At 63.8% G+C, this 26,681-nt stretch carries 21 protein-coding genes and 2 pseudogenes; 1 reads left to right on the plus strand and 22 read right to left on the minus strand.

Annotated elements, in window-relative coordinates:
- Positions 1–1,247 precede the first annotated feature (1,247 nt).
- Positions 1,248–2,474, minus strand: coding sequence for an aminotransferase class III-fold pyridoxal phosphate-dependent enzyme (locus ACFLEY_RS28625; RefSeq protein ID WP_211434087.1), 1,227 nt, complete (start codon positions 2,472–2,474; stop codon positions 1,248–1,250).
- A gap of 232 nt (positions 2,475–2,706) precedes the next feature.
- Here ACFLEY_RS28625 and ACFLEY_RS28630 point away from each other — a divergent pair, with 232 nt between their 5' ends.
- Positions 2,707–3,429 (plus strand): GntR family transcriptional regulator, encoded by a 723-nt coding sequence (locus ACFLEY_RS28630; RefSeq protein WP_060911444.1) that lies wholly within the window; start codon positions 2,707–2,709, stop codon positions 3,427–3,429.
- 117 nt (positions 3,430–3,546) lie between these two features.
- On the opposite strand, the gene ACFLEY_RS28635 is transcribed toward ACFLEY_RS28630, so the two are convergent.
- The 21 genes and pseudogenes from ACFLEY_RS28635 to ACFLEY_RS28735 form a co-directional block, all read right to left on the minus strand.
- A complete protein-coding gene (locus tag ACFLEY_RS28635; protein ID WP_249163261.1) occupies positions 3,547–5,172 on the minus strand; it encodes a N,N-dimethylformamidase beta subunit family domain-containing protein in 1,626 nt (541 codons plus the stop codon).
- A gap of 106 nt (positions 5,173–5,278) precedes the next feature.
- The gene (locus tag ACFLEY_RS28640) at positions 5,279–7,540 is read right to left on the minus strand and encodes a N,N-dimethylformamidase beta subunit family domain-containing protein (protein WP_211434088.1); all 2,262 of its coding nucleotides are present in this window, start codon (positions 7,538–7,540) and stop codon (positions 5,279–5,281) included.
- Positions 7,530–7,880, minus strand: a complete 351-nt coding sequence (locus ACFLEY_RS28645; RefSeq protein WP_028171908.1) for a hypothetical protein — start codon at positions 7,878–7,880, stop codon at positions 7,530–7,532. Before ACFLEY_RS28645 ends, ACFLEY_RS28640 begins: the two co-directional genes overlap by 11 nt.
- A gap of 50 nt (positions 7,881–7,930) precedes the next feature.
- Positions 7,931–8,998: an extracellular solute-binding protein gene (locus ACFLEY_RS28650; RefSeq protein WP_028171909.1), complete on the minus strand. Its 1,068-nt coding sequence runs from the start codon at positions 8,996–8,998 to the stop codon at positions 7,931–7,933.
- 22 nt (positions 8,999–9,020) lie between these two features.
- Entirely contained in the window at positions 9,021–9,827 is an 807-nt protein-coding gene (locus tag ACFLEY_RS28655; RefSeq protein WP_011086328.1) for an ABC transporter permease, read from the minus strand.
- Positions 9,824–10,701: pseudogene (locus ACFLEY_RS28660) on the minus strand (ABC transporter permease). The gene ACFLEY_RS28655 and the pseudogene ACFLEY_RS28660 overlap by 4 nt, the downstream one beginning before the upstream one ends.
- Complete coding sequence (locus tag ACFLEY_RS28665) at positions 10,701–11,831, minus strand: ABC transporter ATP-binding protein (RefSeq protein ID WP_060911441.1); 1,131 nt, start codon at positions 11,829–11,831, stop codon at positions 10,701–10,703. The pseudogene ACFLEY_RS28660 and the gene ACFLEY_RS28665 overlap by 1 nt, the downstream one beginning before the upstream one ends.
- A gap of 101 nt (positions 11,832–11,932) precedes the next feature.
- On the minus strand, positions 11,933–12,721 hold the full coding sequence (locus ACFLEY_RS28670; RefSeq protein ID WP_060911440.1) for a shikimate dehydrogenase: 789 nt from the start codon (positions 12,719–12,721) through the stop codon (positions 11,933–11,935).
- A 14-nt stretch (positions 12,722–12,735) separates the two neighbouring features.
- Positions 12,736–13,383, minus strand: coding sequence for a class II aldolase/adducin family protein (locus ACFLEY_RS28675; protein WP_011086324.1), 648 nt, complete (start codon positions 13,381–13,383; stop codon positions 12,736–12,738).
- Positions 13,380–14,663 (minus strand): 3-oxo-tetronate kinase, encoded by a 1,284-nt coding sequence (gene otnK / locus ACFLEY_RS28680; RefSeq protein WP_063824286.1) that lies wholly within the window; start codon positions 14,661–14,663, stop codon positions 13,380–13,382. The genes ACFLEY_RS28675 and otnK overlap by 4 nt, the downstream gene beginning before the upstream one ends.
- Positions 14,664–14,714: 51 nt before the next feature.
- Positions 14,715–15,098 carry a GMC family oxidoreductase N-terminal domain-containing protein gene (locus ACFLEY_RS28685; RefSeq protein WP_373565384.1) on the minus strand — a complete coding sequence of 128 codons (384 nt, stop codon included), beginning with the start codon at positions 15,096–15,098 and terminating at the stop codon, positions 14,715–14,717.
- A complete protein-coding gene (locus ACFLEY_RS28690) occupies positions 15,037–15,213 on the minus strand; it encodes a hypothetical protein (protein WP_370163106.1) in 177 nt (58 codons plus the stop codon). Before ACFLEY_RS28690 ends, ACFLEY_RS28685 begins: the two co-directional genes overlap by 62 nt.
- Before the next feature lie 114 nt (positions 15,214–15,327).
- On the minus strand, positions 15,328–16,659 hold the full coding sequence (locus ACFLEY_RS28695) for an MFS transporter (protein ID WP_396604268.1): 1,332 nt from the start codon (positions 16,657–16,659) through the stop codon (positions 15,328–15,330).
- Between the two features lie 74 nt (positions 16,660–16,733).
- Entirely contained in the window at positions 16,734–17,540 is an 807-nt protein-coding gene (locus ACFLEY_RS28700; protein WP_060911436.1) for an enoyl-CoA hydratase/isomerase family protein, read from the minus strand.
- Positions 17,541–17,570: 30 nt separating this feature from the next.
- Positions 17,571–19,115 (minus strand): AMP-binding protein, encoded by a 1,545-nt coding sequence (locus tag ACFLEY_RS28705; RefSeq protein ID WP_060911435.1) that lies wholly within the window; start codon positions 19,113–19,115, stop codon positions 17,571–17,573.
- Complete coding sequence (locus ACFLEY_RS28710) at positions 19,108–19,626, minus strand: (2Fe-2S)-binding protein (RefSeq protein WP_011086317.1); 519 nt, start codon at positions 19,624–19,626, stop codon at positions 19,108–19,110. The genes ACFLEY_RS28705 and ACFLEY_RS28710 overlap by 8 nt, the downstream gene beginning before the upstream one ends.
- Complete coding sequence (locus ACFLEY_RS28715) at positions 19,623–20,438, minus strand: xanthine dehydrogenase family protein subunit M (RefSeq protein ID WP_060911434.1); 816 nt, start codon at positions 20,436–20,438, stop codon at positions 19,623–19,625. The genes ACFLEY_RS28710 and ACFLEY_RS28715 overlap by 4 nt, the downstream gene beginning before the upstream one ends.
- Positions 20,435–23,428: a molybdopterin cofactor-binding domain-containing protein gene (locus ACFLEY_RS28720; protein WP_060911433.1), complete on the minus strand. Its 2,994-nt coding sequence runs from the start codon at positions 23,426–23,428 to the stop codon at positions 20,435–20,437. The genes ACFLEY_RS28715 and ACFLEY_RS28720 overlap by 4 nt, the downstream gene beginning before the upstream one ends.
- A gap of 142 nt (positions 23,429–23,570) precedes the next feature.
- A pseudogene (locus ACFLEY_RS28725) lies at positions 23,571–24,408 on the minus strand (helix-turn-helix transcriptional regulator).
- Positions 24,409–24,532: 124 nt separating this feature from the next.
- On the minus strand, positions 24,533–25,948 hold the full coding sequence (locus ACFLEY_RS28730; RefSeq protein WP_028171918.1) for a UbiD family decarboxylase: 1,416 nt from the start codon (positions 25,946–25,948) through the stop codon (positions 24,533–24,535).
- 25 nt (positions 25,949–25,973) lie between these two features.
- Complete coding sequence (locus tag ACFLEY_RS28735) at positions 25,974–26,594, minus strand: UbiX family flavin prenyltransferase (RefSeq protein WP_028171919.1); 621 nt, start codon at positions 26,592–26,594, stop codon at positions 25,974–25,976.
- Between the last annotated feature and the right edge of the window lie 87 nt (positions 26,595–26,681).

The raw sequence follows: 26,681 nt of genomic DNA on the forward strand, positions 1-26,681 counted from the left end.
TGCGGTGCGACTTAGAATGCCTCGATCATTGACGACTCGAGCCAGTTGGCCTGCGTTTGGAAAACTTCCAAAGGCGCTTTGACGATCCCCAGCTCATTAATGCGCCTCCGATCCCACGATTTCTTTGCGCAGCATGCGCACCGATCTGGATCTCCCAGACCCGACGGACTGTTATTCGCGCGACCGAAAAGCCTGCCACCTCGGCACTTGCCTCGGAAACGAGGAATGTGATCGATGCTGGATTCGACTCCAATAGATCAAGGAAAGAAACAACCGTTGCTGCTATCGGATCACGATTGGGGCGCGATGGCGCAAAATCGAAGAAGGCATTTGAGCAATAGACCTCTATAAGACCAATCTGTGTCGGAGCGTTGCGCTTTCAAGGGCTTCACGACTGTGCAAGGAGGTAGGCGAGAAGCGTGCGAATACGTCATCATGATCGCTCACGACGCGAAGAGTTTTGTTGACGCCGTCCGTGATCATCCGGACGGCGTCAGGCGCGACGCCGAACCAGCCGGCGATGAGTACGGCAAAGGGTGACACGCTAGAAGTTCCATCTTATGAATTTTTCTGTTGCATAGAGAGTTGATAGAATCGGAGAGTATGGAGTTCTTAGGTCCGCCAGGTTGCCTACTGTCTCCGTACGAATGGCATCTGCCCTGAGGACGCCAATGTCGATCAGCCTTGAGGTCGACAATGTCTGGGTCACGTCGTGAGCACTCTGCCGAAGTGATCGGTCAGAGGCGTCCTCCAGAGTCTCCTTGTCGTAGGCGCCGAAGATATCGCGCTCACCGAGCAGTAACCGGATCGCCTCCTGGAGTGCAGATTTTTCGCGTCGCTCGTCGGCCGCCGCGGTCAGCAACGCCGCCGCAAGCGTTTCGTCGAACTAGGGAAATACTGGCCAGAACCCACACGAAAGCAGTAGCGGCGCTCGCTTGATGACTGCCAGCCGCGCGGAGCTACCGAGGTATCCGGTATCGAGCTCGCCAATGAACACATCCGTGCGGGACGAGAATCTACAGAAGCCGGATCGGCATTAGCGGTGCCGTCAATAAGCTTCCAAGTCTGGCCCTGACGCCATTTGGGCGCAGGTCCGATGATTCTGCACCGACCAATCTGGCTTGAAGCAGATTATTCCGGAGCCAACGGGAGCTGATCGAACACCCGATCCGAATAGGCGAGGATGGCCTTAAAGGCCCGCATCGGCACGGCTGACTAAACATGGAAACGGCAAGCAGAGCAAGGAATCACAGCCCTGCTACCACAGCAAAGCCATGTTCGGCGGCTTGGAGCGCCTCGGCGATGTCCGCCTCGGTGTGCGCGGCGCAGAGGAACATGTTGTGCTTGGGATGGAAGTAAACGCCTCGCCCCAACATCGCGCTGCAGAAGGCCGAACCCTTCCGGTAAGCCGGATCCTGGTCGAACAGGAGAGTCGGCATCTGCGCAGGCCCCGATTGGCGAATTGACACGCCGAACTGGCGCGAACGTGTCTCAAGGCCCTCACGCAGCATTTGCCCGAGCTGTGCAAGACGGCTCGGCACATTGTCCCTGCGCACGATCTTCAACGTCGCCACGGCGGCAGCCATCGCGACAGCGCCGGCCCAGAATGACCCGGTGACAAAGACCTGGGACGCGGCACCGCGGAGCCAATTGGCTCCGGTGACAGCCGCCAGGGCATAGCCGTTGGCGATCGCCTTGCTCCAGGCGGACAGGTCGGGGCGGACACCAAGCCCTTCCCAGCTCCCGGCAGCGTTCAGGCGCAAGCCTGCGCGGACTTCATCAATGATCAGCGCAGCCCCTCTGTCGTCGCAGATGCGGCGTGCCGCATGCGCGAACTCCACGGTGGGAAGTTCCTGGTCGAGCCCGAGATCGTGGCGGTATGCCGAGATCAGGATGCCGGCGAGATCGTCGCCGGCCGCCTTTGCCGCCACCTCGAGACTCTCGACATCATTGAAAGTGAAATATGCGACATGGGCGCGATCCTCTGCAGTCACACCGAGCAACGACGGGGAGCACCACGGCACAGCACCATGATAGGCGCCCTTGGCGACCAAAATCTTTCGCCGGCCCGTTGCTGCCCTCGCGATGGTGACGCAGGTCGTAGTCGCGTCGGTGCCGTTCTTCTGGAATTGCGTCCAGTCGGCGTGACCCACCATATCCACGACGAGCTCGGCCAGCTCGACCATGACTTCCGCCGGGCCGTTCAGACAATCCCCCTCACGGCGCTGACGCTCGGCAGCCTCCTCCACTTCGGGATGATGGTGGCCGAGCAGATTGGGTCCCCAACTGCACATGAAATCCACGTACCGGTTACCGTCCACATCCCAGAGCACCCCGCCCTCGCCGCGCCGGAAGAATTGCGGATAACCGTCCGGCAGCTTGGCCGCGTGGAGGTGCCCCCACATCCCGCCCGGCACGACCTTCTCCGCGCGTGCGCGCAGCGTGGTGTCCCTTGTTCGGTTCAATCCCGGCATGACGGCCCTCTCCAACTCTAAGATGATATATCATATATTATAAAGTGAATTGCAAGTGGCTGTCTCCCTATGCCGATGTGGAGCAACCCGACCACAAGGAGTGACCTCCTTTCGGCGGAATCGGCGCCGGCGGCAATGATTTCGGCAAATCTGCTTGCCTATATTATATATAAAGTGGATTCGAGCGGTGGCGGGGTTGGCACAAACGGCCAAACCGTTGCGAGGGACCGAAATGACTGACGTGGAACAGAAGCCTGGCGAGAGCGGAGTTGGTCCCGTCGCCCGCGATAGCCTGACAAGCCTTGTCTACAACAACCTGCGACAGGCGCTGATGGAGGGCCGGTTCTGGCCGGGCCACCGCTTCAAGATCCGCGAGCTCGCTGCGACGATGAACGTGTCGGAGACACCCATTCGCGAGGCATTGATGCAACTCGTGCGCGGGCGCGCCCTCGAGATGCAGGCTGGCCGTTCGATCATGGTCGCTCACATGACAGCCAAGCAGTATATCGAGCTCAGGACCGTGAGGCTGTTTCTCGAAGGCCTCGCCGCGGAGCACGCCACGACGCGCATTTCCGAAGCAGGCATCGACAAGATGGAAGCAATCCATCACGAGTTGATCAGCGCCGAAAAAGAGCGCCGGTGGTCGGACGCGGTTCGCGCCAACTGGCAATTCCATCGCGGCCTGTACGATGGATCTGGACTTCCCGAGGTGCTTGCCATTCTCGACGATATCTGGATGCGCAACGGTCCCTTGCTGAATTTTCACTATCCGCACGCGCCACCGATTTATCCGAACGAGCATCAGCACTTGTCCGTGCTCAACTATTTGCGACAACGCCGTCCCGATAAGGTGCGGGAAGCGATCCAGGCCGACATGATGGAGGGCGGCCAAAACCTCGTGCGGCTCCTGGAAAAGCATGGCGGCACCCGCAACATGACGCCTGGGGAGGATTGACCTCAGCGGCGCATCTTTCGCGCCTCCTTCACAGCGCCGATGATCGCGCGATGGGTTCAAACTCCGCGATGTCGGTTGTGCGTGGCGCCGGCTGTCGTTCACGCGTGGCTTGCCCGATCACGCCCTCTCCTCTCGCGGCACAGCAGGCGTCGACGACGTGAACCGGTCGAGAATGTTTCGGGTGATCCGCTGCGTGAACGGGTCGCCGCGCTTTAGCCCCATCACCCATTCGCAGGTCGCAGCGGTCAGAACCTCGCCCTTGCCACGGGTCATGTGCACCATCATGCCCGATCCGTATTTGTAGCGGGCAAGTCCCTCCGGCGTGATTTCGCCGGTAAGACATTCCACCAGGCCCTCGTGATCGCTGCTGCGCACGTAGTAGCGAAAGCCCTCGCCTTGCGGCTCGTCCTCGGCGAGGACGGCAGGTGCCATGGCCAATATCTCGATGGTCTCGGGCTGCCCGTCGGCGGGAACGGGAAACGGACGGCCGTTGCGGAAAGTGTAGTCGAGTCCGTCGACCTCGTAGGCAAAGATGTGCTGCTTGTCGCCGAAGATGTCGGCATAGTGCAGCCCGGTGCCGGCGAAGGCCCAATGTTCGGGGCGATAGACCGTAAAGCCCTTTTGGCCGTTCGGTGCAAAACCTCCCCAGGACGCATAGAGGCCGTGTGCGCCGTTCACACCCACTGTCGAGGCGCCGGGCCAACGCACGTTACGGTCTTCCCAGGCCGACGTCATGAGATGCGTCCTGCCCGTGCCGGCGATGGGATCCTTGTGGATCGCCTTGAACTTGTGGCAGACCTGCCGCTTGCCATCCTCTTCAAGCCGTATCTGCCACAGGAAGTTGGCACCGAAACGCGCGAGCCGTCCGCCGCTTTCCACATAGCGCTCGATCGCCTCACGCATCTCCCATGTCCAGTACTCGTCATGGCCGATGATCGTCACGCAAGGATAGCCGTCGAGCAATTCAGGCTTGTAGTGGAGATCGGTCTGGGTGATCATGTCGAGGGCATAGCCTTCCTTCTCCGCCCACAACACGAAATGACGATCGTACTGGGCCCAGCCAGCCGCCGCGTAATACTGGCCAAAGCCATTGGCAAAGGCCCACTCCTTCATCGGATAGCGCGGGGCATCGCCCATCTCGGGCGCAGGATCGGCGCAGATGCGGGGCGCACCTGCGGGGAGCCAGACCATGCCGCGGGTCCATGGTCGCTCGAGCGACAACACCGGCGACGGCTCGTCCCGGCCCGGACCTTCGACGCCGAAGTAGTGATTGGCACCACCGAAATCGTTGTAGGCAGTCCAGGTACCCGTCGGCAGGATCATCAGGATCTTCGCACGCCGTGTCCTTTCCACTGGGCGCACGACGAAAAAGTGATGCTGGACGAATCGGCCGCCATTCGCCCGCTCGCAGGACGAGATCACGCGATAGAACCCGGAGCGCAGATCGGACGGCAATCTCCACCGGTGCGTGACCGGCCAGTTACATCCATTGCGGTAGGCGTCCGGTGGCGTGGGTGCGAACACACCGTCCAGTGCATCGACCTCATGCACCATTTCCGGCTCAAGGCCATCGCGATAGACCTGCAACCGCCAGGTCTTCGCCGTCGCGCTGGAATGGAAGGCAACCTCCCCTCCCGGATCGTAAGACATCGCGTCGGTATAGGTGTACACCTCCGGCACTTCGGGGTCTTCGCGCGGCGCTTCGTACCAGGGCTGGCTACCCCAATGCTCGTCCGCATGCATCGGGCGCACCTTTCGCGGCCCGACGTTTTGGCTCCCAGTTCCGGAGATTGGAAATGGCGCTTGTCAGTCATGGGAGATCTCTTCTGATCGAAGCCGTGTCCGTGCCCTAAGCCTGGGCGGGGATGACGAACGGCGCCGGATCAAGGAACCGTGTCACGACATTCAGGGTGATAGCGCTGATGTTGTTGTCGTAGTTGTTGTGGCCCAGCGACATGCCATAGGTGATCGAGCCAGTGGCAAATACCGCACCGCCATTGGCGGTTTCGAAGAACACCATGTCGGCGCGGACCAAGGCGTTCTGGGTGCCGTCAAGCCCGTCAACCACGGTACGAAACTCTTCCGGCGTCGGGAGCGCGCCTGCCCCCAGACCTTCGGAGGTCGCAATCCGTAACGCGTGCCGCGGCGTTCCCAGATCGAGATCGTAGCGGTCGATCTCGCTACCGACCGCACCATTGTAGCGAAAGCCGAAGTCACCGAGCTTCTCGTCGCGGTCCACACCCTCGAAGATGAAGGCGGCGCGCGCGTCCTCGCTCTCGGCCGTGCGCAAATAGTAGCCGCAGGTGTCGTTGATCATCGCCGAAAAGCCGACGCCCACGAGCTTCTGCGGTGCAAAGCCGGAGTGCCGCCACAACGAGCCCGGCTCGCCGGTGCCGGCAAGATGAACCTCGCCCGGCTCCGACTCCCAGGTCCGCGTTCCGGCCATGCCGCGGCGGACCTCCAGCGCCGCGGGCGCGGCCGGATGAAAGCCGCAGCGCCAGTAGAACGCATTGCCTCCCATCGAGATGTGCCGCCCCCCGGCGTTTTGGTGCGCCATGATCGCGTTCATCATGCTGAAACTGTAGTATTCGGGATGGGTCGGCGTCATCACGACCCGATAAGGCGCGAGCGCCCGTGCCCCTTCGCGATCGAGCTCGACATCCGTGATCAGATCGTAGGAAATCCCTTTCTCCTCAAGCCAATCGAGGATGTGGGTGTCGTTGATCAGATTGAACCAGTAGCCCCGCGGGCGCATGTTGAGGATGGGCCGCAGCCAGGAGCTGTAGGCGCGCCCCGATCCGTCGACATGGCAATCATAGGTCGATTGCCCGATCTCCGGGTTCTCCTGCATAAAGACGTCGTCCTGCGGCAGCCACAGGACGTGCTCCATCAGAGTCTCGAAGTGAACCTGATAGAGCCGCAATGCACTGTTGGCATAAGCCAGATAAGTCGCCACCGAAGCGACGATGACGAAATCGGCTCGCCTGGACTTCCTGCCGGGGGTCACGAAGAAAGTGACATAGCTTTCGCAGTTCGCCTCAGGGTCATTCCCGCCAGGCGTCAACCGCAGCGCATAGACGCCCGATCGCCAATCGGCCGGCACATCGAGCGCGCACGTGGTCTGCCACCCGCAATCGTAGATGTCATCGCTGTGGAAATGGATCGCCGCATATTCGCGCGGCGAGAGCCGCCAGTCATGGACGCTCCCCGACCAATGAAAGCCGGTGACGCCCCTGCGGGGCAGCTGGCGCAGGCTGCCGTGCAGACCGTTGGGCGACAGGTCCTTGACAGACAGCGTCGAGATCCCGTCCGCAAAATCCCAGAAAGCGACAAGGCCGGCCTCGGTCGCACCTGTCCGCGGCTGGCAATCGAACACGCGCAGCGCCTCCGCCTCCAGCGGACGCGAGAAGATCCGCGGCGCCTCGATCTTGCCGTCGAAATGAGACGCGTATTGCTGCTCCCCGTTCAGATGATGGGCCGCAATCAGGAACGGCAATCCCGAGTCGAGCGCAAGCGCCAGCGGCAGAGCGAATGATTTCGCGTGGGCGACCGTCGGCTGAACGCCATTCGCCGGAACGATCAACGACAGCGTTGCCGATCGCCGTACGAGATCGATCGCGACCGATACGAACGCCCAGACGCGCTGTCGCAGTTTCGCGTCGAGGGTAAAACGGGCCGACGCTCCGGTTGACCGGCCGAGGACCAGAACCGGGCATCCTTCCTCATCAAGCTCGAGAGCGTAGCCGCGCCCCGAGGCCTCGCACCAATTGCCCATCACGGCCTTGGCATTGTCGGCGATGCGCGTCGGACAGACGTAGGCGCCGAAGCACCAGTGTCCCCCGGTCGGAGCGAGAGCGCCATCGTGCTCGACGATCGCGTTGGATCCCGGCCGGATTGGCTGATCGAGACAGGCGTGCTCGCCGTCGACGTTGCTCGTCATCACCTCGTATTTGAAGCCCGGACCGTTGACATCGACATCGCCGCAGCGCAACCGCAGCACCTCGACCTTCACGTTCGGCCGCTTGCTGCTCAACTGGAAGCGGACCGTCTCGCCTGCTGGAACGCTGATGCGGTCCGGATAGCCGAGATACTCGTTCGTCCTATAAATCACCCGAAACCTCCGCAGGCAGCGTCGCGCCAGTCATTTCCTGCCAACGCAGCTTGAAAACATGCCACTCCGCTTCAGCGAGAGAGGTGAAGACGCGATCATCGACGAAAGGCATGGGATCGCCCCGCCGCTTGGGGATACACGACAGCCGCCAGGCCCTGCCCGGCTCGAGCACGATCAGGACAAGTCGCCCTTCCGGCCTGCCCCATCGCATCCGCGCCAGCAGCTTGCGGAGCTCCGGACTGTGCACACCGAGCGGGCTCGCGCGGAATTCCTCTACGAGATCGAGCCTGCTCGGATCGATGACGTAGCGCATCGCACTGGGGTCACTGGTGTGATCCATGGTCCGTCCTCATCTTGCGAACGCGAAGCCGCGGGAGACGCTGTCGCGGCTCAGCGCGTCAGCCAGGCCATCCACCGCTCGCGCAATTCGTTGCGGTGCTCGCCGATCCAGGCGAAATCGGGTTTGACCAGCTTTTCGTAGTTTTCCGGCGAGGTCGCATAGAGATTGCGCTCTTCCGGCTTCAGCAACTCGATGGCCGACTTGCTGGCAGTTGCATAGTTGACGGCCCGCATGAACGGTACGTGGGCGTCGGGGCTCGCATAGAAGAAGTCGAGATAGGCCATGGCCGCGTTGAGGTCCGGCGCGCCCTTGAGAACAGCCATATAGCCGGTGTCGCGAATGGCCTGATCCCAGGACATGGCGACCGGAGCGCCCTCTTTCACGACGGCGAGCGCGCGTCCCGAATAGCTCATGGCCAAGACCACCTCGCGGCTGCGCATGATCTGCTGCACCTGATCGCCTGTTTTCCACCAGACGGAGACATTGGGACGAATCTCGTCAAGCTTCTTGTAGGCGCGATTGAGATCGAGCGGAAAGAGCTGGTCCGCCTTGACGCCGTCGGCGAGGAGCGCGGCCACGGGCACCCACCAGTCGCTGTCGCCGGTATCAGGCAGGCCACGAGGTCCGGGGAATTGCTTGACGTCCCAGAAATCGGCCCAGGTCTTCGGTGCCTTCTCCTTGAACGCCTCGGTATTGTAGGTGATCAGCATGCCTCCGGTCGTGCGAGCGACACCGTAGGGCTGGCAGGCATCGGAGACGCCGAACTTCTGGACGCTCGGCAGCTTGGCGCAGTCGATCTTCTCGAGCATGTCGGTGCGCCCGACCAGATCTGGACCGGTTGCCGTGACGATGTCGAACTCCATCTTGCCGGTTCGTTGCATTGCCTTGGCGCGCGCCCACTGGTCGGGAACTTCGACCGCGACCGGGACGACCTCGACATTCCTGGCCTTGTTGAAGGGCTCGTAGAAGTATTTCGCCAGCGTGTTGCCCATCAGACCACCGGTCGTGGCAATCACCAGCTGATCTTCGAGCTTCTGAGCGGCAGCCGGCAACGTTACAGAAAGAGCGGAAGCCAGCGCAAGCAGTGCTGAGGTCCGCTTCCAGGTCTTCTTCGACATCGACGTTCTCCTCTTTGAGCTCTCATCCGGCGCTTGACTGAGTCTTGCTGCGGGACCTGAGTGCATGGCCTCCCAGCAAGATCGCGATGGACAGGACGATCAGCAGCGTCGCGATCGCAGGAATTATGGGTGTCAGATTCTGCTCGATGTCCTCGAACATACGACGCGGCAGCGTCTTCTGGCGTATGCCGGACAGGAAGAACGACACGACGGGTTCGTCGAAGGAGATGATGAAGGCAAACAGCGCGCCGCTCGCAAGACTCGGCAGGACCAGCGGCAGCGTCACGAAGCGAAAGGCCTGAAAGCGCGTCGCACCGCAGCTCATCGCCGCCGCTTCGAGATTGGCGTCGACGCTGCCCAGGGCCGCCGCCATCGTGAACACGACGAACGGCAGGGTCAGAACCGTATGTGCAAGCACAAAGCCGGGAACGGTTCCCGAGAGACCGATCGTCTGGAAAAACAGGTAGAGACCGACGGCGAGCGCGATATGCGGCACGATGATCGGCCCTATCAGGAGGATCTGGAACAGGGTCACGAGCCGGCTGCGACCACGGACCATGGCATAGGTGGCTGCGGTTCCGATCAGCGAAGCACAGGCTGCCGTCAGAAGCGCCACTTGCACGCTGAGCCAGGTGGCCGCACGCCACTGCCTGCTGTCGAAATACTCGGCGTACCATTTCAAGGTGAAACCGGTCGGCGGGAATGCCAGGTAGTCGTTCTGGCTGAACGACATTGGAATGACGATGACGAGCGGCACAATGATGAATGCCAGCACAGCATAAACATAGGCGCCCAGCACGAGGGAACCTCGGTCGGTCGGCGGTTTCACGAGGCGCTCCCCATCAGCCGGTCGAAACGCAACGTCTTGCTGAACACGATCGCGAGCAAGGTCACGAAGAACGTCAGCCCCCCACCAATGCGGCGGCGAAGGGCCAGTCAAGGACCTCGCGGATCTGCTTTGACACGAGGGTCGAGATCATCATCTCCTGCGGTGAGCCGAGAAGCGCGGGCGTGATGAAGAAGCCAAGCGCCGTGAGAAACACCAGCAGCGATCCGGAAACGACGCCCGGCAGGCTCAATGGAAGAATGACTTCGAGAAAGGTCCGCAGGCGCGTCGCGCCGAGCACGGCGGCCGCCCGCGCATAGTCGTTCGGAATGCTGCGCAAGGCGCCGTAGATCGGTAGGATCATGAACGGCAGCAACACGTGAGTCATGGCGATGACCACCGCGCTCTGGGTGTAGAGCAGCTTGAACGGCTGCGAGGTCAGGCCGAGGGCCATCAGCGCCGAGTTGATCAGCCCATTGCGCTGGAACAGGAAAGACCAGGCGGCGGTGCGCACCAGTACGCTCGACCAGAGCGGCAGGATCACGCAGACCGCGACAAGGGCGGCGGGCGCCCCCTTCGTCCGGCTCATATAGTAGGCTACCGGGAAGCCGAGAACCGCGGATAGGGCTGTCACGAGCGCAGCAGTCCAGAGCGTGCGCATCAGGACGCGCGCGTGAACCGGGTTGTCGACGACGCGGGCGTAGTTGTCCAAAGTCGGATGCGGCTCCAAGAAGCTGATCAGGAGGAGCTGCGCAATCGGATAGATGAAGACGAAGGCGATGACGGCGAAGAACGGTAGCAACAGCAGCAGCGTCGACAGGCCGCTCAGCCTGCGGCCATCGGAGTACCAGAACTGCGATCGCACCTCCTTCGTCATCACCGCTTCCCTCGGTAGAGCAGGATCGCCGCCGCAGGCACGGTGAAGGACGCAACGTCTCCGGGAGCCAGGGAGCTGAGCTGCGATTCGCCCGGAATGCGCGCACGCACCTCGGTGCCATCCGGCAGGCGGCCAATCAGGAGCATGGCTGACCCCGCATAGACGATGTCGCTCAGCGTGACGTTGACGATTTGCCCTGCCGCACTCGCGCCGAGCCGTAGCCGCTCGGGCCTCACGGCCATCACCGCGGCTTCGCCGGCCTTCACTGCATCGACCGCCGCGGTCGCCGGCAGTTGCCACGTCTCACCCCATGGCAGCCCCACCGAGACAACGTCGCCGACGCTTTCGACCGTGACGTCAACGAAATTCATCTCGCCGATGAAGCCGGCAGTGAAGAGATTTGCGGGCCTCTCGTAGAGTTCGCGTGCCGGCCCGATCTGCTTGATCTTACCATCCTTCAGGACGGCGATCCGGTCGGCCATGGTCAGGGCCTCACTCTGATCGTGAGTGACGAAGATGACGGTAACGCCGAGCTCGGCATGCAGGCGCTTGATCTCGAGCTGCATGTCCTCACGCAGATTCTTGTCGAGTGCGCTGAGTGGCTCGTCCATCAACAGGACGCGCGGCTGATAGACGATGGCACGCGCGAGCGCCACGCGTTGCTGCTGGCCGCCGGAGAGCTCGTTGGGACGACGGTTGCCGTAACCGCCCAGACGCACCGTTTCGAGCGCAGCTTCGGCGCGCGCATGACGCTCGGCCTTCGGCAGTCCACGCATCTTCAGAGGAAAGGCGACGTTGTCCAAGATCGTCATGTGCGGGAACAGCGTGTAGTTCTGAAAGACCATTCCCAGGTTGCGCCTGTTCGAGGGCACATAGGTGAGGTCTTCGGAATCCACTTGGATGGTGCCGCTTGTCGGAAACTCGAACCCCGCAACGCTCATCAGGATGGTGGTCTTGCCGGAGCCGGAAGGTCCAAGCAAAGCGATGAATTCGCCGGCGGCAATATCGAGATCCACGCCGTCGACGGCAAAAACCGGGCCGAAGCGTTTTTCCAGACGGCTGATGCGGATGGATGCGCCCGCTGTTGCCGGTGTGGTCGATGCAGCCTTCACGAAGATCTCGTTTCCCATCTGTCCGCCTGGTACGACGCGGGAGGCAAATGCCCCTTACACTGATGCCGGGGACCTCGATCCACGGCGGCTGCTCTCGATATAATATTTGATATATCAGGCTATCGCGCAATAGAGCGCGCGACAAGGGCCATTTGCGCGTCGAGCATCGGCTTGCCGCCGATGGTTCTCGCGCCCTGAGCTGCGGCCTGTTCCAGAAGCCGGGTCACCTCGGGGGTGACGATGATGTCGCTGACGGCGGTCGCGGGACCCACTCCCTCGATATCGAGCGGCAGAGGGTCATCCGTCTTCATGCCGAGCGACGTCGTATTGACGATGAGGTCGAACGCGCGTGCCTCCGCGCGCCCGGCATTGACCTTCGTCTCCGGATAGCGCCGTGACACCGCCTCGGCGAGCGCATGCGCCTTCGCTCCATCCCGATTCATGATGGTCAGTTCGCGTGCGCCGGCCTCGGCCAGGCCGAATGCGGTTGCGCGCCCCGCACCGCCTGCTCCGACCTGGAGCACTTTCCGGCCACGAACCGCAATCTGATGCTGCGCAAGGCTGGCGACAAAACCCCGCGCGTCCAGATTGTCGCCGATGAGGCGTCCGTCAGCCGTTCGCTTGACGAAATTGACGGCGCCGATGAGCGCCGCCGTCGGCGTCGTCTCATCCAGATGTTCGATCACGCCTGTCTTGTGCGGGATCGTGACACCAAAGCCGACGACATTGCGCATCAGCCTGACGCTCGCGAGAACTGCCCCCAGATCGGCCGGCAGCACATGAAGCGGCGATACCGCCACGTCGTCGTCGATGGACTGAAAATAGGTGTTCAAGACAGCGCTTGCGCGAACATGGTCGACCGGGTGCGCCAGCACGAACATGATCTTGGTCTTGCCGGTGATCTCCATGGGCCCTCCTTCGATCAGGCTGGTAAAGCAACTCGGCCGTAGCTCGCATAGCGTTCGAGCACCCGCGCCATTTCATCATCGGGAAGGATCGTCGGCGCGCCGGCCTGACAGGCGAGCAGATACTGCCTGGCAAGAGTCTCAAGCTTTACGGTGAGATCGAAAGCCGCCTGCAGGCTTGCGCCCGCGGCGATCATCCCGTGGTTGGCCAGCAGGCAGGCCTTGCGCTTCCGAAGCGCGGCGACCGCGCCTTCGGCGAGCGCTCGTGTTCCAAATGTCGCGTAGGGAACGCACGGCACGTCGTTCCCGCCAAAACCGGCGACCATGTAGTGGAACGCCGGAATTGGCTTCGCAAGACATGCCAGCGCGACACAGCAGTCGGCATGTGTATGTACGACCGCATTCACGTGCGGATAGGCCTTGAGGATGGCGAGGTGCATATGCCATTCGCTGGACGGCAGGCCGCCGCCGAGCACGGTTCCGTCGTGCTTCAGCCGCACCAGGCGATCGGGCGTCGTGTTGCCGCTGTTGCCACCACTCGGCGTGATGAGAATGTCCTCCCCGAGGCGGCAGCTTACATTGCCGCTGCTGCCGTGATTGAACCCCTTCTTTTCAAGCGTCTCGACGATGTTTAGCAGCGATTGCCTGGTTTCGAGCTCGTTCAATTGGCATCCTCCGGATTCAGCATCGATTTCAGCGTCGTCATGAACAGGTCGACCGGCCCGAGCTTGCCGGACTTGAGGCAAAGGGCGATCGGATCCGCGTCGTCGGTCGTGGCCGTGCCGATGCCCGGGCCGCCATAGGGGCCAACCCGCAGGCTTCGAATGCCAAGGTGATCAACGATCGAACCCGAGGTCTCGCCGCCGGCGACGACGAAGCGGCGGACTCCGGCACCACGAAGAGAAACAGCGAGACGGCCGAGGATGGTCTCGGCAAGTTGCGCAGCACCTTCGCGCCCATATCGCTCCTGGACCATTTTGACGACTTCGGGAGACTCCGAGGTTGAGATGGCGATAGGCCCGTCCTTCAGCCGCGGTCGCGCCCAGTCGAGCGCCACCCCGACTGCTGACCCGACATCGTCGGCCGCCAGGAGATTCATCCGAAGCACTGGGCGGTGTCGTTCGAATTCGGCGAGTTGCTCGAGCGTGCGTTCCGCGCAACTGCCGGCAAGAACCACCCCGCTGCCATCCACTGCGGGCAAGCGCGCCCGGTTGCTCGTTGGGGCGACGAGCCCCTGCGCCTTCCAGATCGCAGGGTAGTGCTGAACGATAGTTGCGTTGCCCGTCATCAACTTCCAGTCGGAAGTCAGCTCGGCGAGCACATCGAGATCGCGATCATAGATCGCATCCGTAATGAAGTAGCGAACACCCTGCCCGGTCGCGGACGCGATAGCCTGCTCCAAATGTGCAGGGCCGGCACTGACCAAAGGATGGGCAAGAAGGCCAACCCTGGTTGGCGTCTGCCTCTGCAACACGCGAACGAGATCGGGATCCGTCATCGGCGTCAGCGGATCGTTGCGCTTCGGCGAGTCCGAGATCAGCTCGGTCCCGAGAAAGAGATGGCCGTTGTAGACGGTGCGACGAAGCGAGGGAGAGGCGGGGCAAAACGCAGTGTGGTCCGCGCCCGTGAGCTGCATCAGCATGTCCGCCACGGGACCGATATTGCCGCGGTCGGTGGAATCGAATGTCGCACAATACTTGAAGAAGATCTGACGCGCGCCACGCGCGAGCAAAGCCCGCGCCGCCTTCCCGCTCCTGGCAACAGCTTCGTCAGCCGGGATGACGCGCGTTTTTTGCGCAACCACGATGGCGGGGATGTCGCCGATCGTCGCAACAAGTTCGGGGTCGGTGACAAACGCGCAGTCGATACCGGCAGCGATGAGCATGGCGGCGGTCTCCATACCGCCGGTTAGATCGTCCGCCACCCCCCCAAAAACTGGTTTCATGATGCCCTTACACGATTTCACACCACCGCGCCAGCATTGATACATGATATATCAAATAAACAATAGAGCTTGGCGCCGCGATATTGGTCCGAGCGGACGCTCGGCGTTCCTTCGTCCGGCATTCGACCGGTGGGAAGATACCGTCTTCGAATTAGCCGTTCTGGTCCTCTCGGAACGGCGGCCCGTCGCCGACAACGCCTCGCCGACGGCGCGGCCAAACGGCGGCATCGCCTCGTGCGCGATGCGGCGGACCGGGATCGGGCCGCTTCGGCCGTGCAACGGGCCGTCGAAATCCAGATCGGTCTCGAGCTTGAGAAAGTACGGCAGCACGTCCGCCCAGCCCCAGCCTCGCGCTCCGAGATCGCGCCATTCGTCATAGTCGCGCGGCAAGCCACGATTGGCCGACTGCACATTGATACTGGAGCCGCCGCCCATCACCGGCCCTGCTCATAGACACGGGCGACCGGCTTGCTCCCGGCGGCATGTCCATTCCGGCTTCGATCAGGAGAACGCGGCGGTGCCCATCGGCGGAAAGCCGGTTAGCGAGCACGCAGCCCGCCGCCCCGCCGCCGACGATCAGGTCGTCTAATGCAGTCCATCCATACCCGTCTCGTTGCGCAATTCGATGGATCGGCGCGGCCGGGTGCAGCCGCGCCGATTTGGCCTAGCGGAAATTGCCCTTGGTCTCCGGGATCACGATCGCGCCGATCAGATAAATCACGAACACGCCGACCGCGAAATAGGCCAACGACATCGGAATCTCCGCGGGGCTGCCGCTCACCAGCGAGACGAAGGTCGGCATCATGCCGCCCAGCGCAAAGCCAATGTTCCAGGACAAGCCCGTGCCGCTCGCGCGCAGCGCAGTCGGAAAGCGCTCGTTCAGGAAGATCAGCACCGGCGCATAGCCGGCATTGCCGATGAAGGCGATTGCCAGCGCGTAGACCGTGATCTGCGTCGTCTCCTTTGTCGCAGCGAGATTGAGATAGCACAGTGGCAGCAGCACTGCCGCCAGTGCGCCGATCAGAAGGAACGTCTTCTTGCGGCCGATGCGGTCGCTCAGCGCGCCGACCAGCACCGCAGAGAAGAACGCCGACACGCTCGCGCCCATCAGGATCAGCGACGAAGTCTGGTTCGGGACCGCGTTGATGACCTTCAGGAACCTCGGCAGGTAGCCCGAGGTCAGGTAATAGCCGGCTCCACCGCCGAAGGTGATGAGCAAATTGACCAGCAGCACGCCGCGATACTGGCCGGAGAACACGTCCTTCACCGGCGCCTTCGAGACCTTCGCCTGCTTGTTGCCCTGCTGGCGCTTCAGCTCCTTGAAGTACGGGGATTCCTCGAGGTTCCGGAAGATGAACCAGCCCAGCAGCGAGCTCAGCAGGCCCGAGAAGAACATGAAACGCCAGCCCCAGACCGCGAAGGCATCGCCGGGGAAGACCGAGGACGTGATCAGGAAGATGAAGGATGCGAGCAGCGCACCGATGCCCGCGCCGCCGCCGCCGACCAGGCCCGACATCGCGCCGCGCCATTGCGGCGGCACGGACTCGGTGCCGATGGTATGGGTGGACGCCACGACGCCGCCGACGAAGATGCCCTGGATCAGCCTCAGGATCAGGAACATGATCGGCGCGATCACGCCGACTTGCGCGATGGTCGGCAGCAGGCCGAACGCCGCCGTGCTGAGGCCGACGCCCACAATGGCGATGAGCATCGCCTGCTTGCGGCCGTGCACGTCGGCATAATGGCCGAACACCGCCGAGCCGAGCGGCCGCATCAAAAGCGTGACCGCGAACGAGCCATAGACCGCGGCCAGCGAAAGCGCGGCATTGCTCGACGGAAAGAACAGCGCGCCGACGACCGGCGCCACGTAGAGCAGAATGAACAAATCGAACAGATCGAGCGCCCATCCGAGCACCGATGCGATGATCGCATTGACCATCTGCTTGTTGTCAGCCGATGCCTGTGCACCGGCGACCGGCATATCCATCTCAGCCATGCTGTTTTACCTCCCCCGTTTGAAGGCCGCGGTCCGCGCCATTGCGAACCGCGGCATTGCGCTTGCGTCGCGTCTCAGCGGCCGACGAATCTCGGCGGACGCTTGGCGTTGAAGGCCTCGACGCCCTCCTTGAAGTCTTCCGACTGGCGCAGGCGGCTGTAGCAATGGCCTTCGAGCTCGATGGCGATGGCGAGCGTCGAGTCCTCGGTGTCGTTGAGGAGCTTCTTGGCGGTGCGCTGCGCCAGCGGCAAGAAGGTACGAAGCTCGTCGACGAGCTTGTCGGTCGCCTTCTCCAGCTCGGCATCCGGCACGCATTCGGTGGCGATGCCCCATTCATAGGCCTGCTTGGCCGAGATGCGTTTGGAGCGCATCACGATGTCCTTGGTGCGGGTGACGCCGACCATCTTCTGCAGGCGGGCCGAGCCGCCCGAGCCCGGGATCTGGCCGAGCTTCTGCTCCGGGAGCGCATATTGCGTGGTCTCGGATGCGATGCGGAAGTCGCAGGCCAGCGACAACTCGAAGCCGACGCCGAAGCAATAGCCGCGGTTGGCGACGATCACGGGCTTGGCGCAGCGCGCGGGCGCGGCGATGTTCCAGGCGAGCCTGGAGACATGCTCCGGGCTTGCCTCCATGAAGCCGCCAATATTGCCGCCGCTAGAAAAATGCTCGCCCTCGCCGCGCACCACGATGACGCGCACGCGCGGATCCTCATCCAGCGTCTCGAAGGTCAGGCGCAGCTGGTCGCGCTGCGGCATCGACACGACATTGTAGGGCGGCCTCCCTAAGATGATGTCGGCGCGCTCATGCGCCTCGTCGATTTCGACCTTGAACGCGTCGAGCTTGGCGAGCCGGGGATCGGAAAATGTATAGGGTGACGGCATTTTGGCTTCCTTCTGTTGATGGCCGATTTTTCAGGCCGCGTCCGACGGCGGCAGGCGCTCGGCCTCGTATTCTCCGGCGACGAGCAGCCGCCGCAGCAGCTTGCCGACGGGTGATTTCGGGATCGCGTCGACGAAGACGTAGCGGCGCGGCCGCTTGAAATTGGCAAGGCCCGAGGTGCGGCAGAACTGCTCCAGCTCTCCTTCCGACACCGCGCGATTGCGCTTGACGAAGGCGGCGACGATTTTGCCCCATTTTTCGTCGGCGACACCGACCACGGCGACCTCGTCGACATCAGGATGCAGCGACAGGCAGCTCTCGATCTCGACCGGCGAGACGTTCTCGCCGCCGGTGATGATCATGTCGTCGACGCGGCCGGTGACGAACAGGTCGCCGTCGGGATCGACGTAGCCGGTGTCGCCCGTAAAGTACCAGCCCTCGCGCAGCGACTTGGCGTCGGCTTCGGGACGGCGCCAATAGCCTTCGAAGGCCTCGTCGCCTTTGAGCGTGGAGATGATCTCGCCCTCCTCGCCGACCGCGGCGATATCCGCGACCGACTTCGCGCCGATGCGCACGACCTTGACGTGCTGGTTCAATCCCGCCTTGCCAGCCGAGCCGGGCTTTGCGGCCGCGTTCTGGTCGATCGTAAACGTGTAGATCTCGGAGCTGCCGTAGTGATTGACGAACAGGTCTGGCTTGAACGCCTCGTTCAGCTTCTTCAGCAGGCCATCGGTCATCGAGGCGCCGGCGAAACCGAGCTTGCGCACGCTGGAGACGTTGGTCCCGGCAAACGTCTCGTGATGGACGAGGTCGTGATAGAGCGTCGGCACCAGATAGAGGTTGGTGATCTCCTCCTTCTCGATCAGCGCCAGCGCCTGGCGGCTGTCATAGCGCGGCAGGCAGATGAACGTGCCGCCGATCAGCGACATCGCCAGCAGCGAGCGGACGCCCATGGTGTGGTAGAGCGGCATGACGCCGAGCGTGCGCTCCCCGCGGCCGTAGAGATTCTGCGCGACATGGGCGATCGCTGCGGCCCGCTCGGCGCGGTGCCGGCGCGGCACGCCCTTTGGCCGAGACGTCGTGCCCGAGGTGTAGAGCATGATCGACCAGGCATCGGCACCGACACGCGGCTCCGCGTCGGGCGCGCGGTCCTTGATCAGGTCAGAAAAGCTGGTGGCCTCACCGGTCCCGGGATCGACGGACACGCGCAGCAGCCTGCCTGCCAGCGCCAAACCCTGCACGGCCTCGGCAGAGATGTCCTGATGGAAGACCGCGCAGGCCTCGGCGTTCTCGATGCAATAATCGAGCTCGTCGGCCTTGGCGCGCCAGTTGATCGGCGTGATCACGAGGCCCGCGATCTGGCAGGCCCAGTGCAGCGTCGCCGCCTCCCAGCGGTTCTGCAGCAGCGTGACGACGTGATCGCCGGGCTTGAGGCCGAGGCGGTCGAACGACGCCACCAGCGCGGAAATCTTGTCGTACCATTGCCGATAGGTCAGACGAAGGTCGCCGTCGACCAAGGCAATCGCATTGGGATCGCGCGCGGCGCTGGCCATGAAGCTGCTGGCGAGATCAAGCATCGGACGTCTCATTTTTGGATGAAGCGAGTTCGGCGGCGGCTTCGAGCGCCGCCTGGATGATTGGGGTGTAGCCGGTGCAGCGGCAGATATGCCCGCTGAGAAGATCCCGGATCTCCGCCTCGGTCGGCGCCGGGTTATTCGCGAGATAATGGTCCAGCGACATCAAGATGCCGGCGGTGCAGAAGCCGCACTGGAGCGCGTGGTTGCGGCGGAAGGCCTGCTGCAGCACGCCAAGCCGATCGGCCGACGGCGCGAGCCCTTCGACCGTCTTCAGTTCGCAGCCATCGACTTGCGCCGCGAGCGTCAGGCACGACCGCGTCAGCATGCCGTCGACGACGATTGTGCAGGCGCCGCAGACACCGTGCTCGCAGCCGACATGGGTGCCGGTCGCCCCCAGCTGGTGGCGCAGAAAATCCGAGAGCAGCATCCGCGGCTCGGCCTCGCCCTCGACGGGATTGCCGTTGAGCGCGAAACGGACGGCATGGCGGCGGTCCGCCTTGAGACGGGTCATTGCAGCACCTCGCCGATCAGGTCGCGGCCTATCATGCGCACGAGGTCGCGGCGGTAGCGCGCGGTCGCGTGGACGTCGTCGTGGGCGCCAAGCTCGTAAGCGAAGGCGTTGAGGGCGTCGTCGAGCGCGGTCCCATCGAGCCGCGGCCAATCGCGCGCGGTCGGCACATCCGCGACGCCCCCGACAGCGAGGCGCACACCCGTTGGCGTCTTCATGGCTGCGCAGGCGACGATCGCGAAATCACCGTGCCGGCGCGCGACCTCGCGGAAAGCGACGCGCGATCCCTTGATGACAGGCAGCGATATGCTTTCGATCAACTCATCATCAGCGCGCGCGGTCAGCATCATGCCGGAGAAGAAGTCCTTTGCCGCCACGCGGCGGCGTCGTTTAGCGTTGCGCAAGAACACCTCACCGCCAAGCGCGACCAGCGTCAGCGGCATCTCGGCGCTGGGATCGGCATGCGCGAGCGAACCGCAGATGGTGCCACGGCTGCGGGTCTGCATGTGCCCGACCCAGGGCAGCGCCAGCGCCACCAGCGGCAGGGTCTCGGCAAGATCTGGCCAGGCCAGGAGATCGGCCTGGCGTACACCGGCGCCGATGACGACGGCGTCGCCCTTCCGCTCGATCTGGCGCAGCTCCCTGAGGCGCATGATGTCGATCAACAGTTTTGGCTTGGCAAGGCGCATGTTGGGCATCGCCATCAGTGACTGCCCGCCCGCGAGCACGCGGGCATCGCCGCCCTGCTGTGCCAGTCCATCAAGGACATCACTGATGCTCTCGGCGCGGAGATAGTCGAATGCGGGCGGCTTCATCGGCGCCCCCCGAACAGGCTGGCCAGCAACGCGAACAGCGAGAAACCTCCGCCCTCCGCGCCACCACCGCCGGCCTTGCGGGCCAGCGCGGTGAAGAACTGGCCGATGATGACGCGCGTCGCGCCATCGAGCAGCCGCCCGCCGATGCTGGCGACCTTGCCGCCGATGGCAGCGTCATAGCTGTAGGTGAGCTTCGTTCCGCCGTTGCCGTCGGGCGCGAGCGTGATGCGTCCATCGGCGCTGCCAAAACCCAGCGCGCCGCTGGCACCGCCGCGCAAGGTCACTGCATGCGGCGGATCGAGATCGAACAATTCCACATCGGCACGATAGCGGCCGGTGACGGGGCCGATGCCGAGCGTCACGTCGGCGCGAAAATGCGTCTCGGTGACCTTGTCGACGCTCTGGCAACCGGGAATGACCGATTGCAGCGTCGCGGGATCGAGCAGCATGGCCCAGACCTGCTCCGGCGCGCTCTTGACCGAGGCCTGCCCCTCGCCGCGCAGCCGCCGGTCGCCTTCGCGCACGGGCGCTGCGGTCGCACCGCCTGCTGGCGGCGGCGGCTCGGCGCCGCGCACCATCTCCGCAAGGCGCGCCGGCACCAGCGGCAAGGTGATGTCGGCAACGCCCAGCGCATCCGCGACCGCATTGGCAAGGCACACCGGCGTCGACATGCAATTGCCTTCGCCGACGCCCTTGGCGCCGAGCGGGGTGAACGGCGACGGCGTCTCCATGTGGATGATTTCGGGCTCCGGCACCTCGGTCGTGGTCGGCAGCAGATAGTCGGCGAACGTTCCCGTCAGGAAGCTGCCGTCCTCGGCGTAGGCATATTCCTCAAAGAGTGCGGCACCGAGCGCCTGAGTAAAGCCGCCGCGGATCTGGCCGTTGACCATGCCGGGATGCAAAATGGTGCCGCAATCGTGCATGGTGACGTAGCGGTCGATGCGCGTCTCCAGCGTCGTGCGGTCGATCTCGACGCCGCAGAAGTCGAAGATGAAACCGTGGCAAAGCGAGGAATTGATGCGGTCCTCATCGTCCGGCGGTGTCAGCTCCGGCGGCGTCCAGAACACAGTCTCGCGGATGGTCTGGCCTGCGTCGTCGGGTAGCGAACCCGGCGACCAGTGGCTGAGCGCGGCGACGCGCGAGAACGCGATCCGGTTCTCGGGATTGTGTTTTGATGCGACGAATCCCCGCGCGAACACGATGTCCGACGCCTCGACGTTCAACTGGCTGGCGGCGATGCGCGCGAGCTTGCCGGCGACGCGCTCGGCCGCAATCTTCGCGGTGCCGGCCACCGCCGCCGCAAAGCGGCTCGCATAGTTTCCCGATGCGATCGACCAGGCGTCCTTGGCGGTGTCGATCTCGGTGTTGACGCGGATATCCCTGGGCTGGAGGCCAAACACGTCGGCAACGACCTGCGACAGCACAGTACGATGGCCTTGCCCCTGCGGCACGGACGCCACATGCACCGTGACGCTGCCGACCGGATCGAGCCCGACGGTCGCGGTCGCCCGCGCGCCGTTCTTCGGTCCGGCCTTGCGGCGCTCGGCCGCCGTCAGCACGGTGGTGATGTAGCCCATGTTGGAAACGCTGGGCTCGACTACCGCGGTGAAGCCAATGCCGTAGAGACGCCCCTCTGCCCGCGCCTCGTCGCGCCGTGCTTTCAGTTCGGCAAGCCGGCCCTGCTCGACCGCGCGCGCGATCGCTTCCTGGTAGTTGCCGGAATCCAGGAGCGCGCCCATCGCTGTTCGATAGGGAAACGCGTTCGCCTCGATCAGATTGCGCTTGATGACGTCGAGCGGATCGAGCCCGAGGCCGATCGCGATGCGCTGCACCAGCCGTTCGAGCGCGAAATAAACCTGCGGACCACCAAAACCGCGGTTGAGGCCGGTCGGCGTCTTGTTGGTGACGACGACGCGGTTGCGGACCTTGACGTGGCTTATGTCGTAGGCGCCGGTCAGATTGCCGTGCATGCGATAAAGCGTCGCCGGCTCGGGCGCGCGCAGATGAGCGCCGCAATCCTCGACCTGGTCCCAGTCGAGCGCGAGGATCTTTCCATCGACGCCAACCGCCGCCGACAGCGTCGTCGCGCGATTGGTCGCCGACACCGAAGCGGTAAGATGCTCGAGCCGGTCTTCGATCCATTTGACCGGCTGCCCCGTGACGCGCGCCGCCGCGGCGATCAGCACGATATAGGGAAACACGCCCTGCTTGACGCCAAAGCTGCCACCGGAATCCGGCGGCGTGCGCAGCCGTAAGCGATTGCCCGGCACTTTCAGCGCACGCGCGATCACCGTGTGGATGCTGAACGGGCCCTGGAAATTGGCGAGCACCTCGAACGCGTCCTCGCCCGCATCGTGCGAGGCGACGACGCCATAGGTCTCGATCGGCGTGCAGGAGTTGCGGGGATATCGGATGTCGATGGAGAAGCGATGCGGCGCATCCGCGAAGGCTTCTTCAGGATCGCCGTAGCGAAATGAGCGGTCGCTGGCGAGATTGCCGGGAAAGCCGTCATGCAGCACCGGCGCCCCCGGTGCGATTGCACCAAGCGGATCGACGACGGCGCCGCGCGGGCGATATTCGACGTTGATCAGCTCGGCCGCATCCTCGGCTCGGGCGCGGTCGGTGGCCACGACCACAGCAACCGGCTCTCCGACATAGCGCACACGGTCCGTCGCGATCGGCCAGCATTCGACCGGCGCCTTCACGCCGACGACCAGGCTTGTCGTGACGGCCTTGACGTCGCTGCCGGTCAGAACCGCGGCAACGCCCGGCAGGCGTTTTGCAGCTTCAGCATCGATGGAAAGAATGTCGGCATGCGCGTGCGGCGAGCGCAGGATGGTCGCGTGCAGCGTGCCGGGCTGGACACCGAGATCGTCGATGAAGCGACCGCGGCCAGAGAGCAGCGCGGCGTCCTCGACGCGCTCGATCGAGCGCCCGACCCACGGCTCATCGCTACTTCCCGAATTTGCGGATTTGACCGCCTGCAACATGTCCCGGCATACCTCCCGACGCGTTCTCTGACGCGACGGTGACACTTGTCAGGACAGGGGCTGCGCGGGCCATACCGCCCGCTCTCACGACTTACCAGATCGTCTCATTCGAGCGCGTGCAGCGCAATATCGGCCGCTAGACTCAGCCCGCAAGACGCGAGACGTTGCGAAACTCGCGCGGGCTGACGCCGGCATGGTCGCGGAAGAAGCGCGTGAAATGCGCCGGCTCCGGAAAGCCGAAGCGCTCGCTGAGCTCGCCGAGCGGCGTGTCCTCGCGCATGACGGCATCGAGCGCGCTCCATGCGGACGACGTTGAAATAGATTTTTGGCGAGACGCCGAGCGAGGTCTCGAACAGGCGGAAGAACTGCGCGCGCGAGAGCCCTGCGCCCTTCACGAACTGATCGACGCTGCCATAGGAATCCTGCACACGCATCGCGTCCATCGCGCGGCGGATGCGCCAGTCGCAGCTCACCGCCCTCATGCCGCGGATCGAGGTCGGGAAGCTGCGCCAGGGCGTGAAGCGTTCGATCACCGCGATCATGAGATCCGACAGTGTCTGCTCGTGGGTCCGCACCGCGTCCGGATTCGCCATCATTTCGGCTGCGAGATGCAGCGTGAGCTGGCGGATGCGCGGCGACACCTCGCCCGAGGGGCGTTCGAAAAAGCCCGGCGCGCCGCTCGCGGCCCATCCGGGTCGGAACTCCTTCAGCCATTCGGGCTCGATATAGAGCGCCATGATGAGCGTGCGCGGACGGCTGGCGTCGTGCACATAGGCGTGCGGCTTCCAGCCGTCGACCAGCACGGCGGCCATGTCCGTGAGCGGCGTGACCTGATCGCCAACCAGAAACTGGGTGTCGGCGCCCTCGACCTTGAGCAGGACGTGGCAATGATGATGGGCGTGACGGACCAGCGAACGATCCATGTCGAGCAGAGCGACCCTGCCGAAAGCGCCGTGAGCGATGCGCAGGGCCGTCGACATCAGTTCCTTCCTCCCAGCGTTGCGCTGCAAAACGATTGGCTAGCTGGCGCGGCACTATAAGCGGCGTCAGCTACATATTCCAACCGCGCAAACGGACGCAAGTTGCCTTCTCGCGGTAATCGGCTCATGCGCGCGCCCCCGCAAGCAACCGCGCGACCGCGGCGCTGGGATCGGCCTGCAAGGCCGTGGCGAGATCAACCTCCTCCTCGCCCTTGACGCGAATGCGCTTGAAGGCGAGCTCGGGGGCGCTGACCGGCGCGGTCGCGTCCAGGCCCATCTTCGCGCTGATGCCATTATCGGTGGTCGGATCGAGCTTCGAGCCGAGCGCGCCCGAAACGACCATGAGATCGCGATCGGCCTGGAAGCGCGTCGCCACCGCCCATTCGATCTCCTCGGACGAGGAGATGTCGACGTCCTTGTCCACCACGATGACCTGCTTGATGTCGTAATGCGCGCCGAAGGCACACATCATGACGTTCTTGGGCTCGCCGTCATTGGCCTTGTCGATCTTGATCGCGAGATGATAGCGGCAGGTGCCGCCGCGAGTCAGGCGGACGTCGATCACGCCAGGAAAGCTGCGGCGCAGATGCTGCAGCAGCGTAGCCTCGCGCGGCACGCCGCCAAGGATGAGATGCTCGAAACCGCCGCCGACGATGGTGTGGAAGATCGGCGCCTTGCGATGCGTGATCGCATCGACCTCGATCACCTCGCGATTGGCGCGCGGACCGTAATATTGGGGGAATTCGCCGAACGGGCCTTCCGGCTCGCGCACGCCCTGCAAAATCCGTCCCTCGATCACGATCTCCGCATGCGCGGGCACGCGGACCGAATTGGTGCGGCATTTGACGACGTCCACCGGCTCGCCCAGCAGAGCACCGGCAATCGCCATTTCGTCCTCGTCGAGCGCAGCGATGGCTTGGGATGCAAGCAGCAAGGCTGGATGCGCGCCGATGACGATCGCGATCTCCAGCGCCTGGCCCAACTCTTCCGCGAGGCGGTAATAGGAGAATGTATGCCGCGGCAGCAGCAGCACGCCGATGCGGTTCTTGCCAGATATCTGGCAGCGGTGGATCGAGACGTTCTGCACGCCGGTCTTGGGATTGCGGGCGATCAAGAGGCCCGCGGTGATGTAGGGGCCGCTGTCGCGCTCATTGTGCTTGGGGACCGGAAGCTGGCGCAGCAGATCGATATCCTCATGCACGACCTCCTGCACGGGCCCGCTCGCCACTTCATGTGTCGGCAGCGGATGGCTCGCGGCAGCGAGGAGCCGCGGCAGCAGCTGGTCCTCGGTGACGCCGATGGACTCTGCGACCCAGTCGCGGCCGGCAAAGAGGTTGGCGACGACCGGGATCGCGTGCCCGTCGGGGCGCGGAAACAGCACGGCGCTGTCGCGCTCCAGCCGCTTGGCGATGGCGGCGAGCTCGTCCGCTAGCGCAACGCCCTCGTGCGCGATCGCGAGCTTGCCGCGCTCGGCGAGATAAGCGAGCCAGGCGCGCAGATCGGCGGGCGAACCCTTCCTCGCAACATCTTCCATTCGCATACGGGTCTTTCCTTGAGGTCTCAGGTCAGGGCGCGATCTTGCGCAGCGACGGCGAGCGGCGCTTGAGCGCCTCGTCCTCGCCCCAGCGGCGCACGACGCCAATATCGATGTCGTAGAGGTCGAGCACGCGGCCGACCGTGTGCTCGACCATGTCGTCGAGGCTTTCGGGCTTGGCGTAGAAGGCCGGCACGGGCGGCGCGATGATCGCGCCCATCTCCGAGAGTGCCGTCATCGTCCGGAGATGCCCGGTGTGCAGCGGCGTCTCGCGCACCATCAGCACCAGGCGCCGGCGCTCCTTGAGCACGACGTCGGCAGCCCGTGTCAGCAGTGTCGTGGTCACACCCGACGCGATCTCGGACATCGAGCGCATCGAGCACGGCGCCACGATCATGCCCGCGGTGCGGAACGAGCCGCTGGAGATGGCGGAGGCCATGTCGTCGATCGCATGGTTGACATTGGCGAGCGCCCTCACCTCCGCGATCTTCAGGTCGGTCTCATAGGCAAACGTCTGCTCGGCGGTCTTCGACATCACCAGATGCGTCTCGACGCCGGCATTGCGCAGGAGCTGGAGCAGGCGCACACCATAGGTGACGCCCGAAGCGCCGGAAATGCCGATGATCATCCGCTTGGGGCTGACGTCCTGCATATCTTTGGTCTCGCTCCCTGGGGCACGCGCCCCTCGATCAGCAAGACTAGTACCCACTTTTCTTGGAACGTGAGTCGTGATTCAAGG

The organism is Bradyrhizobium sp. YCK136, from assembly GCF_044570075.1.
GTDB lineage: Bacteria > Pseudomonadota > Alphaproteobacteria > Rhizobiales > Xanthobacteraceae > Bradyrhizobium > Bradyrhizobium diazoefficiens.

Bases quoted from the DNA above. Each gene is read 5' to 3' on its own strand.
- ACFLEY_RS28625 (WP_211434087.1), bottom strand. From the start codon at position 2,474: ATGCCGGGATTGAACCGAACAAGGGACACCACGCTGCGCGCACGCGCG.
- ACFLEY_RS28630 (WP_060911444.1), top strand. From the start codon at position 2,707: ATGACTGACGTGGAACAGAAGCCTGGCGAGAGCGGAGTTGGTCCCGTC.
- ACFLEY_RS28635 (WP_249163261.1), bottom strand. From the start codon at position 5,172: ATGCATGCGGACGAGCATTGGGGTAGCCAGCCCTGGTACGAAGCGCCG.
- ACFLEY_RS28645 (WP_028171908.1), bottom strand. From the start codon at position 7,880: ATGGATCACACCAGTGACCCCAGTGCGATGCGCTACGTCATCGATCCG.
- ACFLEY_RS28650 (WP_028171909.1), bottom strand. From the start codon at position 8,998: ATGTCGAAGAAGACCTGGAAGCGGACCTCAGCACTGCTTGCGCTGGCT.
- ACFLEY_RS28665 (WP_060911441.1), bottom strand. From the start codon at position 11,831: ATGGGAAACGAGATCTTCGTGAAGGCTGCATCGACCACACCGGCAACA.
- ACFLEY_RS28670 (WP_060911440.1), bottom strand. From the start codon at position 12,721: ATGGAGATCACCGGCAAGACCAAGATCATGTTCGTGCTGGCGCACCCG.
- otnK (WP_063824286.1), bottom strand. From the start codon at position 14,663: ATGAAACCAGTTTTTGGGGGGGTGGCGGACGATCTAACCGGCGGTATG.
- ACFLEY_RS28685 (WP_373565384.1), bottom strand. From the start codon at position 15,098: ATGGGCGGCGGCTCCAGTATCAATGTGCAGTCGGCCAATCGTGGCTTG.
- ACFLEY_RS28695 (WP_396604268.1), bottom strand. From the start codon at position 16,659: ATGGCTGAGATGGATATGCCGGTCGCCGGTGCACAGGCATCGGCTGAC.
- ACFLEY_RS28700 (WP_060911436.1), bottom strand. From the start codon at position 17,540: ATGCCGTCACCCTATACATTTTCCGATCCCCGGCTCGCCAAGCTCGAC.
- ACFLEY_RS28705 (WP_060911435.1), bottom strand. From the start codon at position 19,115: ATGCTTGATCTCGCCAGCAGCTTCATGGCCAGCGCCGCGCGCGATCCC.
- ACFLEY_RS28710 (WP_011086317.1), bottom strand. From the start codon at position 19,626: ATGACCCGTCTCAAGGCGGACCGCCGCCATGCCGTCCGTTTCGCGCTC.
- ACFLEY_RS28715 (WP_060911434.1), bottom strand. From the start codon at position 20,438: ATGAAGCCGCCCGCATTCGACTATCTCCGCGCCGAGAGCATCAGTGAT.
- ACFLEY_RS28720 (WP_060911433.1), bottom strand. From the start codon at position 23,428: ATGTTGCAGGCGGTCAAATCCGCAAATTCGGGAAGTAGCGATGAGCCG.
- ACFLEY_RS28730 (WP_028171918.1), bottom strand. From the start codon at position 25,948: ATGCGAATGGAAGATGTTGCGAGGAAGGGTTCGCCCGCCGATCTGCGC.
- ACFLEY_RS28735 (WP_028171919.1), bottom strand. From the start codon at position 26,594: ATGCAGGACGTCAGCCCCAAGCGGATGATCATCGGCATTTCCGGCGCT.